Below are 15,394 nucleotides of genomic sequence, written 5' to 3'. Positions count from 1 at the left end.
GCCGTGCCCGCCGCGACCCGGGCCTTCGCCGGCCCTCGGCGCCCAGCCCGCCGGTGCGCCCCGGCCGCCCCCGGCGGCCCGCTGTGCGTGCTCGTCGCTCATGTCTGTAGGGACTCCTCGGCCGCCGCCGTTGGTTCGGTCACGGCGGCGCGGTCTCGTGTCGGGCGGTCCACTGTGCTTCGTACACGTCGCGCATCCCGTCGAACACTGTCGCATCATGCGTTCCGCGCCAATGGCGCGTACCGCAACGGGCCTGCCCGGCTCGGCCGTCCGGGGGCAGGCCGCCCACTCCGGCGGGTGACAAACCCGCGGCCGCGGCCGCCGCTTTTCCGGTTCAACGACGGGATGCGGTACGAGATGCGCCTGCGCGGGGCTGTTGCGGTGAATGTCCCCTATCGGTCTCCTTTCCGTGTCCTGCCGTGTCCTGCCGCGCAGCGGGCCAGAATCGACAATTCCGCTCGCTACGCTGTTCGTATGATGAGCGAACTTCCAGAAATGCGCGCTTCGGACGCTGAGCGGGAGCGCATCGCCGAAGCCCTGCGGGAGGCCGTCGCCGAGGGCCGGCTGACGATGGAGGAGTTCGAGGAGCGCCTGGAAGCGGCGTACAAGGCCAGGACGCACGGCGAGCTGGAACCGCTCGTACGGGACCTGCCGGCGCCGGGCGGCGGTGCGGCCGTCTCCCTCGTCAAGTCCCCGGGCGCCGCGGCCGCGCCGGCCGCGGCGGACTGGGCCTCGCGCATCGGTGGCGGCCCCGTGAGCGGGCCCGTCGCCATCGGCGTCATGGGCGGCTTCCAGCGCAAGGGCACGTGGACGGTGCCGCGCCGGTTCACCGCCTTCGCCTTCTGGGGCGGCGGCGAGATCGACCTGCGCGAGGCGCGCTTCGAGGACGGCGAGGTCGTCATCCGCTGCATCGCGATCATGGGCGGCATGCAGGTCACCGTGCCGCCGGACCTCGACGTCCACGTCGGCGGCGTCGGCATCATGGGCGGCTTCGACGACAAGGCCTCGGGGGCGGGCACGCCGGGCTCCCCGCGCGTCCGCGTCACCGGCTTCGCCTTCTGGGGCGGCGTGGGCGTGGACCGCAAGGCCACGAAGGCGGAACGGCGCCGCCTCCGCGAGGCCCGTCACCGGGAACTGGAGTAGGCCGTACGCCGCCGGTGAGTCCGGCACCGCCGGACAGGCACGCGGTGGTTGCTCACCGCTGCGGCGGGAGAGCGTGCCGGCGGCACGGCGGGCCTTCCAGCGGCGAAGCCCGGCGAAAAGCCTCCGCCGCCACGGCGAGGAACCCCCACGGCGTGGGTCCGGCGGAACACAGGATCCCCGGAACCCACACGTGCCGCGCATTACAGAGCCGCGGCCGCCTCGCCCTTCAACGCTTCCAGGTCCAGCGCCCGCGCCATCGCCTCGTACCCCGCGTCGCTCGGGTGCAGGTGGTCCCCCGAGTCGTACGCCGGGAGCAGGCGCTCCGGGACGGCGGGGTCGCGGAGCGTGCGGTCGAAGTCGACGACGGAGTCGAAGACGCCGCCCGAGCGGATGATCTGGTTGACGCCCTGCCGGGTGACTTCCTGCCGCTCCACGACGCCCTTGTGCCCCTTGAACGGCATCAGCGTCGAGCCGACCACGCGCAGTCCGCGCTCGTGCGCGCGCCGCACCATCGAGCGCAGTCCGTCGATGATCTGCTGCGGGTTGTCGACCTGCGGCTTGCGCAGGATGTCGTTGACGCCGAGGGCGATGACGACGACGCGGGCGCCCGTGCGGCCGAGCACGTCCCGCTCGAAGCGGGAGACGCCGCTGAGGTTGTTGGCGGTGGGTGAGGGGGCGTTGCTGAGCAGTATGCGGTTGCCGCTGATGCCCTCGTTGAGGACGCCGTAGCGCGGGGCGCCCGGCTCCGTGCGCAGCCGGGCGGCCAGGAAGTCCGTCCAGCGGTGGTTGCTGCCGGCGGTGGCGGTGACGCCGTCGGTGATGGAGTCGCCGAGGGCGACGACGGCGCCGTGCGCCTCCTGCGTCCAGACGTCGACGGCCGACACGTAGCGCCAGTAGGGCGTCTTCGTGGTGTACGCGGTGCCGAGGGGCTCCTCGGTGTGGTCGCCCTTCGCGACGAAGGACGTCTGCCGGGCGTGCGGGTGGTAGGTGACCGGCCCGGACGGGGTGGGCGAGTACGTGGTGACGAGCAGGTCGGCCGCGGCGGGGACGACCATGCGGACCGGGTCGCTGAGCAGGGAGCCGCCCGCCGGGACGGTCGCCGTGGGCTGCCCGGCGAAGGTCAGCCGCTGCATGCTGCCGGGCGCGGCGGCGGGGGAGCCGGGGGCCGCGGCGACGGCGAGCGAGGCGTGGGTGACGGCGAGCGGCGTGGTGCCGTACAGGTTGGAGAGCTGGATGCGGGCGCCCGTGCCGCCGATGCTGGTGTGGAGCACGTTGCGGATGGACATGCCGGCGTAGCCGCCTGCGGTGTTCGGCTCGGCGGCCGCCGGCGCGGTGGCCCAGGAGCCCACCCACTGCCCGGTGGCGGCGGGCTCGGCGGATCCGTGGTTCTCGTGCGAGCCGGTCGCGGCCCGCCCGTCCCGGCCGCCGGTCCCGAGGAATATCGCGGTCGAGACGATGATCACGACGGCCGCCAGCGCGGCGAGTACGGCGTAGGCCGTACCGCGGGGCAGGGGTGGCCTGTTCATTGCGGGTCTCTCCTGGAAGAGGCGGAGCGGGCAGCTCCGGTGCGGAACCGGGGACGGAAACAGCGACTGATCAGCAACAGCGCCCTCGCGGTCCGATCGCCGTTCCATGATCCCACGGTGGTCTCGGGGTGCGCCCGTGGGGAGCGCCCGTCGGTCCGGGGGGTCATGCAACGTGTCACATGCGACTTGTCAGACGCGGGGAACTCCCGGTCCGTTCCAGGAGTAGGCCGGGTAAGGACAATGCACGGAAGTCGGCTGGAACGGGTGGTGCGGATGGAAGGGTCGCCTGACGGCGAACGCGGCGTGGGGACGGAGGGCGGTGCGGGAGGCGGCGCGCAGGGCGGTGCGGATACCGCCGAACGGGTGATGCCCGTTCCGCCGGGCGCTCTCACCTACAGCGCGGCCGACGAGGAGAAGCGCCGCGGCGTCCGCCGGATGAAGGCCCTGGCCACGGGCCTCCTGCTCGCGGTCGCACTGGTGTACGGATTGGCGAAGTGGGGGCAGTCGGCGGGCGCGGGGGCCTGGGCCGGCTACGTGGCGGCCGCGGCCGAGGCGGGCATGGTCGGCGCCCTCGCCGACTGGTTCGCCGTCACCGCCCTCTTCCGGCGCCCGATGGGCCTCCCCATCCCGCACACCGCCATCATCCCCACCAAGAAGGACCAGCTCGGCCGGAGCCTCGGCGACTTCGTCGGCGAGAACTTCCTCTCCGGCGACGTCGTCCGCCTCCGGCTGCGCACCGTCGGCATCGCCTCCCGCCTCGGCACCTGGCTGTCGCGCCCCGAGCACGCCGACCGCGTCACCGCCGAGCTGGCCACGGCGGTGCGCGGCGCCCTCACCGTCCTGCGGGACTCCGACGTCCAGGCCGTCGTCGGCGAGGCCATCACCCGGCGCGCCGACGCCGCCGAGGTCGCGCCCGGCATCGGCGCCATGCTGGAGAAGGTCGTCGCGGACGGCGGGCACCGGCGCGTCGTCGACCTCGTGTGCGTCCGCGCCCACGACTGGCTCGTCGCGCACGGCGATTCCGTGATGGGGGCGGTCACCGGGGGCGCGCCCGGGTGGACGCCGCGGTTCGTCGACCGCAAGGTCGGCGAGCGGGTGTACAAGGAACTCCTCCGTTTCGCCGCCGAGATGCGCGACATGCCCGACCACCCGGCGCGGGGCGCCGTCGACCGCTTCCTCGCGGACTTCGCCCGCGACCTGCAGTCCGACACGGACACCCGGGCCCGGGTCGAGCGGCTGAAGTCCGAGATACTCGGCCGGGGCGAGGTCCAGGACGTCATCGCGTCGGTGTGGGCGTCGGTCCGCGGCATGATCGTCGCGGCGGCGGAGGACGAGCGGAGCGAGCTGCGGCTGCGCGTCCGCGCGGGGATCCTGTCGCTCGGCTCGCGGATGGCGGCCGACGACCGGCTGCGGCAGAAGGTCGACGGCTGGCTGGAGGACGCGGCGGTGTACGTCGTGACGACCTATCGCGACGAGATCACCTCTCTCATCACGGACACGATCGCGAGCTGGGACGCGGAGCACACGTCCCGCAAGATCGAGGCCCACATCGGCAGGGACCTGCAGTTCATCCGCATCAACGGCACGGTGGTGGGGGCGCTGGCGGGCTTGTGCATCTACGGGCTGACGAGGGGGCTGGGGGGTTAGGGCCGCCGGGGCCGGGCCGGCGATCGGGCCGGGGCCGGGCGCGAGGGCGTGTCCTGACCCCGTTTCCGTGGACGCCGGACGGTCCGCCGCGCGTTCACCGGGGCGCGGGGCTCGTGGCGTCGGCCCGGCAGGCTCCGCAGACCTGCGCGGGGCCGCCTTCCGTACGCACCAGGGCAGCGGCGGCGGCGACGAAGGCACGGATCCGGGCGTTGTCCGCCGCTGTCCGCCATACCGCACCGAACTCGGCAGGTGGCGCGTCCGGATAGGGGACGAAGGCGATCGTCGGGCGGGTCTGGTACACCGCGGTCTGGCTCGGAACGGGATGGACGCCATGGCCGGCGCCGACCCGGGCCAGCGTCTCCTGGAGCGAGCCGGCCGGCAGCACGCTCTCGCCGGTGAGATCGCCTGCGCTGACCGCGTCGCGGCGGGCCAGCCGGTGGCGGGCGGGAACGGCGAGCATCACGGCGTCGGATATCAGCACCGGACCGGCCGTCAGGTCCGGTTCGCTGACGGGGAACCGGACGATTGCCAGGTCGGCCTCGCCGGACCGGAGGAGGCCGTACGGATCGCTTTCGGGGACCTCACGGAGCCGCACTTCGCACTCGGGGTTGCCGGCGCGCAAGGCGGTCTGGACGGAGAGCGCCAGGTCACCCTGGAGCGCCCCGGAGAAGCCGACGTGCAGCGGTCCGGCAGTACCCTGGCCGGCCTCGGTCGCACGCGCGATGCCTTCTCGGATGCGTGCGAACGCCGGGCCGATGTCGTCCCGGAGGCGACGGCCTACCGGAGTGAGGGCGACCCTGCGGCTGGTCCGCTCGAACAGCGCGGTGCCGAACCGGCGCTCCAGCTTCTTGATGGTCTGGCTGACCCGGGCCTGCGAGACGAGCAGCCGCTCGGCGGTGCGCGCGAAGTGCAGTTCCTCGGCGAGCGTCAGGAAGATCTCGATCTCACGGCTTTCCATAACCCTCAGGTTATCGATCGTTGCGAGGTTCGGCATTGTTCGCATGTCGCCGTGTGAGCAGGGTTGATGACGTCGCCTCCGGAGGTCCCGCTCGGAGGCCGTATCCGGAAGTCATGAGAGAAGCCATGAGAGAAGCCATGAGAGAAGCCATGAGAGAAGCCATGAGAGAAGTCATGGGAATGGAGCACGCCGTGGCACAGCCGCTCATCGTCATCACCGGCGCCGGTTCGGGCATCGGCGCGGCTGTCGCACGCGCCTTCGCCGACCGCGGCCACCCGCTCCTGCTGCTCGGCCGTCGCCTCGACCGGCTCACCGGCCTGGGCCTGCCCCACGCGCTGGCGCGGGCGGTGGACGTCACCGACCGCGCCGCGGTGGCCGCGGCGGTCGCCGAGGCCGAGGCCGCCTTCGGTCCCGCTGATGCGATCGTGAACAACGCCGGGACGATGCTGCTCGGCGAGGTCGCCGAGCAGCCGGCGCGGGAATGGGACCGGATGGTGGACGTGAACGTCCGCGGCCTGCTCAACGGCATCGCCGCGGTACTGCCCGGCATGGTCGACCGCGGAACCGGCACGGTGATCAACATCGGCTCGGTGGCAGGTCTCAAGAGCTACCCGAAGCACACCGTCTACAGCGGCACCAAAGCCGCGGTGCACGCGATCTCGGAGAGCTTGCGCGAGGAGGTCGCCGCGCACGGAGTGCGGGTGGTGACCATCGCCCCGGGCGCGGTCCGTACGGACCTGTTGTCGCACACCACCGACGAGGCCGCCAAGGCCGATTACCAGGCGTTCAAGGATGCGGTGGAACTGCCGGCGGCCGAGGAGATCGCGGAGGCGGTCCGCTGGGTCTACGAGCAACCGCAGCGGATCACCGTCCGCGAACTGGTACTGGCCGCGACCGGACAGGCCGCGTGACAGGCCCGCCGCCGACCCCGGCCCGGTTAGGGTCACCCCGTGTTCAAACGTCCTAACTTGTTGTGGTTGCTCGTCCCCTACGTCCTCTTCCTCGGCGTCCTGCCCCTCGTCGACCGCGTGCGGCCGACGGTCCTGGGCCTGCCCTTCCTCTTCTTCTGGCTGCTCGCCGCCACTCTCCTCACCCCCGCCGCCGTCTTCCTCGCCTGGCGGGGCGACCGCAAGCGAGGGCGCGCGTGAGCGGCGACGCGGCGGTCGCGACGACCGTCTTCGGCGTCTTCATGGTGCTCACCGTGGCCCTCGGCCTGCTCGCCGTCCGCGGCCGGGGCCGCACCACCGGCATCGCCGAGTGGTCCGTGGGCGGCCGCAGCCTCGGCACGGTCTTCATCTGGGTGCTGATGGCCGGCGAGGGCTACACGAGCTTCAGCTACCTCGGGGCCGCCGGGTGGGGGTACAACCACGGCGCCCCGGTCCTCTACGTCATCGCCTACATGTCCTGCGGCTACGCGATCGGCTACGTCGTGGGCCCGACGCTGTGGTCCTACGCCCGCCGCCACGGCCTCGTCACCATCACCGACATGGTCGCCCACCGCTACGGCCGCCCCTGGCTCGGCACGGCCGTGGCGATCCTGGCGACGGTGTGCCTGCTGCCGTACATCCAGCTCCAGATCACGGGCATGGGCGTCGTCGTCTCGACGATCTCGTACGGCGCCATCAGCCTGAACTGGGCCTACTTCATCGCCTTCGCCGTGACGACGGGTTTCGTCGTGGTGAGCGGGCTGCGGGGGAGCGCCTGGGTGTCGGTGCTGAAGGACGTCCTCGTCATCGTCACCCTCGCCTTCCTCGCGATCTACGTCCCGAACCACTACTTCGACGGCTACGGGCCCTTCCTGGACCGCCTCGTCGCGGAGAAGCCCGCGTGGCTGACGCTCTCCGGCCACGGCGGCAGCGGCCTGGACGCGACCTGGTTCGCGACCACGAGCTTCCTCAACTCCCTGACGGTCGTCATCTTCCCGACCACCGTCGCGGGCTACCTCGGCGCCCGCAGCGCCGACGCGCTGCGTCGCAACGCGATGCTCCTGCCGTTCTACAACGTGCTGCTGTTCGTGCCGATGCTGCTGGGGATGGCGGCCCTCTTCGTGGTGCCGGGCCTGACGGGCGCCGGCTCGAACCTCGCCATGTTCAAGCTCGTCGTGGACTCGCTGCCCGCGTGGGCGGTCGGGGTCACCGGCGTCGCCGCGGCCCTCTCCTCCATCGTCCCCATGGCCGTCTTCATGCTGGTCATCGGCACGATGTGGGGGAAGAGCGTGCTGGGCACGGTGCCGGCGCTGGCGGGCCGCCCGCGGCGGCAGCGGCTCGCGGCCCAGGTCGTGGTGGTCGTGGCGGGCTCGCTCGCGCTCGTCCTGACGTACCTGACACCCAACACGCTCGTGCGCCTCTCCCTCATCTCGTACGAGGGGATGGCCCAGCTCGTGCCGATGGTCCTGCTGGGGCTGATGTGGCGTCGGCTGACGCTGTGGGGCGCGGTGAGCGGGCTCGTTGCGGGCGCAACGCTCGTGTGCGCCCTGGTCTTCACCGAGCACGACCCGCTGTGGGGCGTGAACGCGGGGGCGCTCGCGCTGGGCGTGAACCTCGTGGTGGCGCTCGCGGTGTCGTGGCTCGGGCCGCGGCCGGTTGACGACCGTCCGGACGAGGACGTGCTGGCGACGGACCCGCGGCCGGCGGACGCGCGAGCGGAGGACTCGATTCCGGCATAAGGCGCGAATAGCTCGATTGCTTGTCCGGCTAAGGCGGTTGCCGTGAGCAAATGCGAAGGGAAATGCGGGACCGACGCGGGCTGACGAATTGTGACCAGGCCGACGAACCCGACTCGTCGGCCTGGACCAATTTTGACCGAACGTGTTCGGGAGATGGCGCACATCCGTGCAATGATCACCTGTACCACCGGTAATCCAAGGTTTGTGCGAAGATTCCGTCCCCGGTCCGATCGGGCCGGGCGACAAGGGGAAACATCGTGCACATAACGAGATTCAGAGCCGCTGTTGGGGCGGCTGTGACGGTGGCCGCCACGGCCGCTCTCCTGCCCACTTCGGCCGCGTTCGCGGCGGGCAAGCCGGACTCCCGCACGGCGGACAGCGCCACGGTCGAAGCCTTCGGCCGAATAGCCGACGCCATCCTGAAGGACCGCACCTCCGTCCTGCTGGACACCCGCTCGACGGCCGACCGCAAGGCGACCAGGCTCGACGGGAAGGTCCGTCTCTCCTCCGGCCTTTCGCGGGCCGAGGACACCGGACTGTCCTCGCTCAAGACGCGCAAGGAGTGGCTCGCCGCCCTCGGCGAGGCCTACACCGCCGCCGAGACCAGGACGTCGGTCGACAAGGCCACCGTCAAGGGCAACCGCGCCACGGTCCGGGTCACCGAGACCACCGAGCTCACGTACAAGAAGATCCGCGGAGACGAGCCGTCGACCACCGGCTTCACCGCGCATCACGAGCTCAGCTTCTCCCTCGGCAGGGGCGGGAACTGGGAGCTCACGGGCATCCGCCCGCAGGACGACGGCCCCGGCGCCATCAACGAGCCCCGCACCGCGGTGGCCGCGACCGGCAGCATCGACCTCAACGGCAGCCCGGCCTCGACCCGGTACCCCGGCAGCCGCAACGCCAAGCCGAAGAACCTGACCCCGGCCAACGGCGGTCTGGACTACAAGGCGATGGCCGCCTACGCCGAGAAGTACTGGCGCAACTACAACCCCGCCTACCGCAGCTTCAACGTCGCGGGCGGCGACTGCACCAACTTCATCAGCCAGTCCCTGAAGGCGGGCGGCTGGAAGGACGTGCCGGGCTCGGACACCTCCGACTACCGCAAGTGGTGGTACAACAAGTCGAGCCAGTCCGACTCCTGGGTCGGCGCCAACGAGTGGGCGTGGCACACGCTGTCCACCAAGCGGGCGACCAACCTGTCGAACGTCTACCAGATGGACGTCGGCGACATCCTGCAGATGGACTTCGACGGTGACGGGTCCAAGGACCACTCCATGATCACCACGTACCGGAGCCGGATGGGCGTCCCGTACGTCACGTACCACTCGACCAACACCTACCGGAAGTCGGTCGCGAGCATCATCGCGTCCTACCCGGGAGCGGTCTACTACGCCTATCGCACGTGACGCGGCGTGGGCCACGGTCCGGATAACCTCTGGGGCGTGGCCCACAATTCGCTGTTCGCAGTCCGAAACGTCCCTTGCGGAGATCGCCTCCGCTCTTGGACGATCAAGCGATGAAACTGCTGCGTGTGGGGCCCGCGGGGGCGGAACGCCCGGCGCTGCTGGACGAGGACGGCACGCTCCGCGACCTGTCGGCGCTCGTGCCGGACGTCGACGGCGCCCTCCTGGCCGACCCGTCCGCCCTGGCCCGGATCCGCGCCGCGGTCGGCGCGCGCATCCTCCCCGCCCTCGACCCCTCCGGGCTGCGGTTCGGACCGCCGGTCAGCCGCATCGGCAAGATCGTGGGCGTGGGCCTGAACTACCGCGGCCTGGCAGCGGAGACGCGATCGGTCATCCCGTCCGAGCCGGTGCTGTTCCTGAAGGCCGCGGACACGGTCGCCGGCCCGGACGACACGGTGCTCATTCCCTGGGGGAGCGAGAAGACGGACTGGGAGGTCGAGCTGGCGGTGGTCATCGGCCGCACGGCCCGCCGCCTGGAGTCGGAGAAGGCGGCGATGGGCGCCGTGGGGGGATACCTGCTGGCCCACGACGTCTCGGAGCGTGAATACCAGTTCGACCGCGGCGGCGCGTGGGTCAAGGGCAAGAACTACGAGACGTTCACCCCGCTGGGCCCGTGGCTCGCCACGGCCGATGAGGTCTCCGACCCGCAGGACCTGCGGCTACGGCTATGGGTGAACGGAACCCTGCAGCAGGACGCGACGACGGCCGATCAGATCTTCCCGGTCGGCGAGGTGATCCGCTACGTCAGCTCCTTCATGACCCTGTACCCGGGAGACGTGATCCTCACGGGCACCCCGGCAGGCGTGGCACTGAGCCGCCCCGAGCCGAAGCCGTACCTGCGGGCGGGGGATGTGGTGGAGCTGGAGATCGAGGGGCTCGGACGGCAGCGACAGGTCTTCAAGGACGCGTAGGCCGCGACTGCGCTGCGCTCGGCGTGTGCTGCGGGGTTTTTGCCCGGGTTCCGGGCATATTTTTTGATATGCGCAGGGCGAAGGTCGCGGTGCTGGTGGTGACGATGACGGTGATGCTGTTGTGCGCGTTCACCCCGCCGGGCGCGGGGCGCCACCGGGCGCCGACCGCGCCCCGGAGCGGGGTGCCTGCCGGCGGCTTCCTGCTGCTGACGGGTGCGGCGATAGTTGCCGGGGGCGCGGCGCTGGGGCTTCTGGGGTTGGTTTGCAACCGGCCGCGTCAGCGGACCGGTTGAAGAGTGTCCTTGCGTATGGAGTGGACGAAGGTCGCCCAGGCGGCGGGTGAGAAGACGAATGCGCCGCGGGGGCGGGCTTTGCTGTCGCCTATGGCGACGAGCCGGTCTTCGGTGGCTTGCATTTCGATGCAGCCCGCGTTCTGGGCCTCGCTGTAGGACGACTTGTGCCACCGGTGGGTGGGCAGGCTGTGGCGTGTCACGTGTGCGTCGCTTCCTGGTCGAGGTCGTTTGCGATCGAGGTGATCAGCTCGATGGAGTGCTGTGCCGACAGAGCCGAGGCTTGAATGTTCTCGAAGGCCTTGCGGTATTTCGCCACCGGCTCATCATCCTCCAGGTACAACTCGCCGTCGAGATACGGGATATGGACGACCTCAAGGTTCATCGGGCCCGGGTACGAGTAGAGGTTGAACGAACCGCCGGTGCACGCGTAGGCGTTCCGGGTGTACGGGATGATCTGGATCGTGATGTGCGGCGACTGGCTGGCGGCCACTAGACGTCGGAGCTGGGTGGCCATGGCGGCAGTGCTGCCCATGTGCTGACGGACCACGCCCTCCGGCATGATGCAGACGTACTGCGGAGGATCTTCGCGCTCGAAGACGCGCTGGCGCTCCATGCGGAATTTGACGTAGAAGTCGAGCTGCTCATCGGTCGGTGGGTCGGGGGCTCCTGCCATGACTGTCCTGGCGTAATTCGGGGTCTGCAATAGTCCCGGGATAACCTCGGCCTGGTAAACCTTGATCCTGGCCGCATCATTCTCAAGGAGCAGGGTCTCCTTGAATCCTCCGGGCAGCATCTCGTGATACTGGGTCCACCAGTTCCGCTTCCGCTCCTCGGATGCCAGCGCGGTCAGCCAGTCGCGGGTTTTCTTCTGCGTCACTCCGTAGAGGTCCATCAGTGCGTTCAGCTGAAGCCGGGTGATGCGCTGGCATCCGGTTTCGACTCGGCTGACCTTGGACTTGTCGCCGTCGATCGCTTTCGCCGCCTGTGCGACCGTCACGCCTGCCGACACCCGCGCGTCCTTGAGCGCCGCACCCAGCTTCCGCCGCCTGGCGGTGCGCTGCGCCTGCTGTCCCACCGTGGCCTCCTGACCTGCAATTTGTAGCGCTACAAATTGCAGCCCTACAAATTGTAGTTTGAAATCCCTCTAGGAATAGGTGCATTGTGGTTGGGGCGTCCGGAACTCGCGGAGGAGCGTGGAGGAATGGCATACAGGAACGGCGCGTTCGTCGTGGACACCCGGGATGGCCGGATCGTACAGGTCATCGGGGGAACGGGCGGGCGGGTTCACGTACGTCCACCCGGTGGAGGTACGGAATGGGACGTACCGTTCGGCGCGCTGCGGTTGGCGACGAGCGCGGAACGGGCTGAGGTCCGGCGGAACCCGGAAACGCAACAGCGCAGCGGCCTCGCGGACTGCCCGACGTGCCCGGAGCTCAAGGCGGCCTGGTGGGAAGCGGAGAACGATGGGGACGAGGCGAAGTCGGGGGCCGCCCTCGTCGCACTGCGGCGGCACTGGCGGGTGCACATGGCGGAAGGGGCGCCCGCGTGAGGATCCGCTGCAACCACAGCGAGGGGTGGACGTACCCCGTTCCCGGGGAACAGCGCTGCAGGTCCTGTGGAACCGTCCGCTTCACGGACTACGGCGCGGTCCGGCCCCCGGGCCTGCCCCACGCCCTCACTCCGAAGCCGAGGGACGCCCGCCGAGCGGACCGCGCCGCGGCGACGTGGATCGCGAACGCGCCCCGCAGGAGGGCATGGTGGGGGCTCGGGTCCGTGGCGTAGGTGCGAGCCGCGCAAGCAGCCGGTCCGGCCGGGTCTCCGGCGTACAAGTGCGCCGGGAGCGGGGTGCCGCCGTGGTCAGCCCGCAATCCTCGGCACGAAGAGGCTCAGCCGGTAGGTGGTCGGCTGCACCAGGCGCCCGCAGAGCGTGTCTATCCGCACTGCCGTCCAGTCGATCTGCGGGTCCGACGCACGGAGACGGCGGATGTGGGCGCGCCATTCCGACTCGTCCTGGGTCTCGAAGAGCACCTGCCAGTGGCCCGCGTCAGGCGCGAAGCGATCAGCCGCTCGCTGCGCGTCCTTCTGCTGCTGGCGTCGTCTCTTCCGCTGACCTGGCATCGGCCCAGCATCTCTGGGCACCGGCATCACAGCAAGGCCATTACTCCCCGTCCGGGACCGGCACCGGCGGGGGGTACGCCTTCAGTAGCGCGTCCAGGGCGTTGTCGCGATATTGGAGCTCCCACAGGATCCAGCCCTGGAGCTCCTCCCGCAGTTCGGCGACCTTGGTGCAGCCGTCCGCCTCGACGCAGTCGACAAGCTGCTTCCTCCAGGCGTCCAGCTTCAGGGAGTGCTGGAACTCCTCGTGTGACGAGCGGGCGCCGGCCAGGAAGAACGTCAGTGTCATGTGGTGACGCTTCTGCCACTCCTCACCCGCGGCCTCGGCCGTGACCCGCGCCGCCACCCGCTGCGCGTGCTCGATCGCTGAGCTGTCCATGGTGCTGATGCGGGCCCTTCGCGCCGGGTAACGAGTGATCGGATCATACGAGGCCCGGGCCGCGGCCCGATAAAGTGTTCGGCGTTCGTGGCGGTGCACGCGTGACCCACGGAACACAGGGAGTGCACGCGTTACGGGGAGACAGTAAGTGAGCGGGTCCAGTGCGAGATTCGGCAACCGCGCGGCTCCGGGCGGCGGCGCGCTGAGGGCGTTCTTCCGCTCCTGGACGAGGGATGTTTCCGGGGCTGAGCGCGTAGAGGACAACCTCATCTTCGGAATGCAGCTTGCGCGGACGATACTCGGCCTGGCCGCCGCCGTCTGGCTGGTCGCGTCCTATCCGCTGAGCGGCGGCGGGCAGAAGTTCATCCTCGGCAAGCTCCTCGAACTGGCCTTCTCCTGCGGCATCCTGGCGGTGGGAAGCGTCGTCGGCATAGCCGCCTTCCTCATCGCGAGCACCCCGGCCAGGCGCCGTGACTTCGCCGGGCGGCTGCGCAGGCCGGTCTCGGCCGCTCTTCTGCTGGCCGCGGGCCCCCTCTGCATCTGGGTGTCCGTCGAGACCCTCAAGGGCAACCTCATCAGCGACCAGGAGCTGAAGGACTTCTTCTTCGGCCTGGGCCTTCCCGAATTCATCTGCTTCGTGCTGTCTTTCTTCGCCCTGGCCATCGGCTGGCTCGCTGCTGTCGCCGTGCTGCTCGGTTCGAGCGTCTACACGCTCCTGGCGACCTACCTCTGTGTCTTCACGTGCTTCATGGCCAAGGACGTGCACCAGCTGCTCCCGGCACTCATCTCACCGCTGCTGGTCTGGTCGCTCTTCGCGTTCCAGCTGTTCAACGGTCCCGACGTCACCGCGCCTCCGGAGGTGCTGTACACGTTCATGCTCGGCGGCCCGCTGTCGGTGACCGCGCTCTCGGTCTGGGAGGTGCGGCGCCTGCGCGTCCATCACGCGATCACGCTGCGCCGCGCGCTGGGTCACTGACGCCATCCCCAAGGCCGCGTCCCTGCTGCACTACGGAGGCGGCGACCAGGCGCGCCCGGGCGGGGGCCGCTGCCCGCTCCCTGACTCCGCGTCAAAAATCAACGGCGTGAAACCTCTCCGCCCCCATATGCTCGGCGCACTTCATTCCGGTGATCTTCCGGAGATTTGTGACATGCAAGGGGGAATCATGTTTTCTCGCGTATTACCGCGTGCCGCGGCCTGGGTGTCGGCCGCCACGGCGATCGCGGGCACCGCGCTGGCCGGCACCGCCGGAACCGCGGCGGCGGCCACGGGCGGGGGCTGCACGGGCCCCGCGACGAAGCAGGCCTGCGTCACCCTCATAGACGATGGCGGCCGCGGCGGCGACATCCTCTTTGAGGCCCGCAGCGACTGGCCCGGCGCCGGTGCTGACTGCCGCATGCGGCTGGTGGCCTTCGACGACACGACCGAGTGGCAGTGGGAGCGCGAACTGCGTCGCTGCGACCGGCCGTTGGACTACCACTACACCCTGCCCAACCCGACGGCCGGGCACCGGTACCGGGCCGAACTGCAGATCCTTCCCAACGGGAAGAACTACGAGTTCGCCGAGTTCGTGAAGAGCCCGGTGCTCACCTACTAGCTAGGCGCCGGCCGGCTCGACCATCGTCCCGATTCCGGCGCAGAGCATCCGTACGCTCCGGAGGAACTTCTCCTCCTGGTCGTAGGCGGCAGCGGCGGCCAGGGTGAGGGGGAACCGCCCGGGGAGGTCGGCGACGTCCGCTTCGGTGACGGGAAGGGCCGGCGGCTCGCTCTGCTCCTGGAGCACGTAGCCGGTGACGTGGCTGAGCAGGGTGTCGGCGGCGACGATGAGGTGCTCGTCGGGCACGCCGGCGTCGCTCAAGGTGCGCAGCAGCCGCTCCATCAGCGACAACGCTCCGGCGCTGAGCATCTTCGGGCTGTCGGCGAACATGATCGCGCCGCCCGCGTGCTGCCGGATGCTCCGCCGCAGCGTCACGACCTGGGCCTCGATCCGGGCCTTCCAGTCCGCCCCCTCGGGCAGTGCGGCCAGTGCGGCGCTGCCCGCGTCGTACGCCTGCCGGGCGACCCGGTCGGCCATCAGCTGGAGCAGCGCGCTCTTGCTGGGCACGTGGTAGTAGAGGCTTCCGGCGTGCGCGCCGAGGCGCTCCGCCACCTGTCGCATGGACAACCCGTGGTAGCCGGACTCGGCGAAGACGGCCATGCCCGCGTCGATGATCCGGTCTGCGGTGAGCTTCATGGGATCACCCTAGCGGCAATTTTCAAACAGTGTTTGAAACTGGTCGCCGCCCCGGCTAAT

General features: G+C 70.3%; 18 protein-coding genes. 11 read left to right on the top strand and 7 right to left on the bottom strand.

Translation table 11 applies throughout. From position 1 onward, the window contains the following. Positions 1-495 precede the first annotated feature (495 nt). On the top strand, positions 496-1,143 hold the full coding sequence (locus tag B7P34_RS24250) for a DUF1707 SHOCT-like domain-containing protein (protein ID WP_106679753.1): 648 nt from the start codon (positions 496-498) through the stop codon (positions 1,141-1,143). 200 nt (positions 1,144-1,343) lie between these two features. Here B7P34_RS24250 and B7P34_RS24245 read toward each other — a convergent pair whose 3' ends face one another. Further along, a complete protein-coding gene (locus tag B7P34_RS24245; RefSeq protein WP_106679751.1) occupies positions 1,344-2,669 on the bottom strand; it encodes an SGNH/GDSL hydrolase family protein in 1,326 nt (441 codons plus the stop codon). A gap of 273 nt (positions 2,670-2,942) precedes the next feature. On the opposite strand from B7P34_RS24245, the gene B7P34_RS24240 reads away from it, so the two are divergent. Beyond that, positions 2,943-4,316 (top strand): DUF445 domain-containing protein, encoded by a 1,374-nt coding sequence (locus B7P34_RS24240; protein ID WP_223268175.1) that lies wholly within the window; start codon positions 2,943-2,945, stop codon positions 4,314-4,316. 94 nt (positions 4,317-4,410) lie between these two features. On the opposite strand, the gene B7P34_RS24235 is transcribed toward B7P34_RS24240, so the two are convergent. Further along, positions 4,411-5,274 (bottom strand): LysR family transcriptional regulator, encoded by an 864-nt coding sequence (locus B7P34_RS24235; protein WP_189383015.1) that lies wholly within the window; start codon positions 5,272-5,274, stop codon positions 4,411-4,413. Between the two features lie 191 nt (positions 5,275-5,465). On the opposite strand from B7P34_RS24235, the gene B7P34_RS24230 reads away from it, so the two are divergent. From B7P34_RS24230 to B7P34_RS24205, 6 genes are all read left to right on the top strand, one after another. Continuing rightward, complete coding sequence (locus tag B7P34_RS24230) at positions 5,466-6,185, top strand: SDR family oxidoreductase (protein ID WP_106679762.1); 720 nt, start codon at positions 5,466-5,468, stop codon at positions 6,183-6,185. 39 nt (positions 6,186-6,224) lie between these two features. Then, positions 6,225-6,422, top strand: coding sequence for a DUF3311 domain-containing protein (locus B7P34_RS24225; protein ID WP_223268174.1), 198 nt, complete (start codon positions 6,225-6,227; stop codon positions 6,420-6,422). Then, entirely contained in the window at positions 6,419-7,939 is a 1,521-nt protein-coding gene (locus tag B7P34_RS24220; RefSeq protein ID WP_223268173.1) for a sodium:solute symporter family protein, read from the top strand. The genes B7P34_RS24225 and B7P34_RS24220 overlap by 4 nt, the downstream gene beginning before the upstream one ends. A gap of 296 nt (positions 7,940-8,235) precedes the next feature. After that, positions 8,236-9,348, top strand: coding sequence for an amidase domain-containing protein (locus B7P34_RS24215; RefSeq protein WP_223268172.1), 1,113 nt, complete (start codon positions 8,236-8,238; stop codon positions 9,346-9,348). A 110-nt stretch (positions 9,349-9,458) separates the two neighbouring features. After that, entirely contained in the window at positions 9,459-10,316 is an 858-nt protein-coding gene (locus B7P34_RS24210) for a fumarylacetoacetate hydrolase family protein (RefSeq protein WP_106679742.1), read from the top strand. A 68-nt stretch (positions 10,317-10,384) separates the two neighbouring features. Next, entirely contained in the window at positions 10,385-10,609 is a 225-nt protein-coding gene (locus B7P34_RS24205; protein WP_146166912.1) for a hypothetical protein, read from the top strand. On the opposite strand, the gene B7P34_RS24200 is transcribed toward B7P34_RS24205, so the two are convergent. Both B7P34_RS24200 and B7P34_RS24195 read right to left on the bottom strand, forming a co-directional pair. Beyond that, the gene (locus tag B7P34_RS24200) at positions 10,594-10,809 is read right to left on the bottom strand and encodes a DUF397 domain-containing protein (protein ID WP_106679738.1); all 216 of its coding nucleotides are present in this window, start codon (positions 10,807-10,809) and stop codon (positions 10,594-10,596) included. The two genes, B7P34_RS24205 and B7P34_RS24200, sit on opposite strands and share 16 nt — an antisense overlap. Continuing rightward, on the bottom strand, positions 10,806-11,684 hold the full coding sequence (locus B7P34_RS24195) for a helix-turn-helix domain-containing protein (RefSeq protein WP_189383013.1): 879 nt from the start codon (positions 11,682-11,684) through the stop codon (positions 10,806-10,808). Before B7P34_RS24195 ends, B7P34_RS24200 begins: the two co-directional genes overlap by 4 nt. 347 nt (positions 11,685-12,031) lie before the next feature. Here B7P34_RS24195 and B7P34_RS39790 point away from each other — a divergent pair, with 347 nt between their 5' ends. Next, a complete protein-coding gene (locus B7P34_RS39790; protein WP_353620265.1) occupies positions 12,032-12,391 on the top strand; it encodes a DUF6255 family natural product biosynthesis protein in 360 nt (119 codons plus the stop codon). Between the two features lie 75 nt (positions 12,392-12,466). Here B7P34_RS39790 and B7P34_RS24185 read toward each other — a convergent pair whose 3' ends face one another. After that, complete coding sequence (locus B7P34_RS24185; RefSeq protein WP_106679732.1) at positions 12,467-12,727, bottom strand: hypothetical protein; 261 nt, start codon at positions 12,725-12,727, stop codon at positions 12,467-12,469. Between the two features lie 40 nt (positions 12,728-12,767). After that, entirely contained in the window at positions 12,768-13,103 is a 336-nt protein-coding gene (locus B7P34_RS24180; RefSeq protein WP_106679730.1) for a hypothetical protein, read from the bottom strand. Positions 13,104-13,380: 277 nt separating this feature from the next. Here B7P34_RS24180 and B7P34_RS24175 point away from each other — a divergent pair, with 277 nt between their 5' ends. Both B7P34_RS24175 and B7P34_RS24170 read left to right on the top strand, forming a co-directional pair. Next, complete coding sequence (locus B7P34_RS24175; RefSeq protein WP_106679728.1) at positions 13,381-14,079, top strand: hypothetical protein; 699 nt, start codon at positions 13,381-13,383, stop codon at positions 14,077-14,079. A 187-nt stretch (positions 14,080-14,266) separates the two neighbouring features. Then, complete coding sequence (locus B7P34_RS24170; RefSeq protein ID WP_146166911.1) at positions 14,267-14,698, top strand: hypothetical protein; 432 nt, start codon at positions 14,267-14,269, stop codon at positions 14,696-14,698. On the opposite strand, the gene B7P34_RS24165 is transcribed toward B7P34_RS24170, so the two are convergent. Continuing rightward, complete coding sequence (locus tag B7P34_RS24165) at positions 14,699-15,334, bottom strand: TetR/AcrR family transcriptional regulator (RefSeq protein WP_106679724.1); 636 nt, start codon at positions 15,332-15,334, stop codon at positions 14,699-14,701. Positions 15,335-15,394 lie beyond the last annotated feature (60 nt).

The sequence above is a fragment of the Streptosporangium nondiastaticum genome, from assembly GCF_003011965.1.
GTDB lineage: Bacteria > Actinomycetota > Actinomycetes > Streptomycetales > Streptomycetaceae > Streptomyces > Streptomyces nondiastaticus.
Note: the sequence above shows the minus strand (reverse complement) of the source record. Positions and strands in the feature narration are given on the sequence as shown.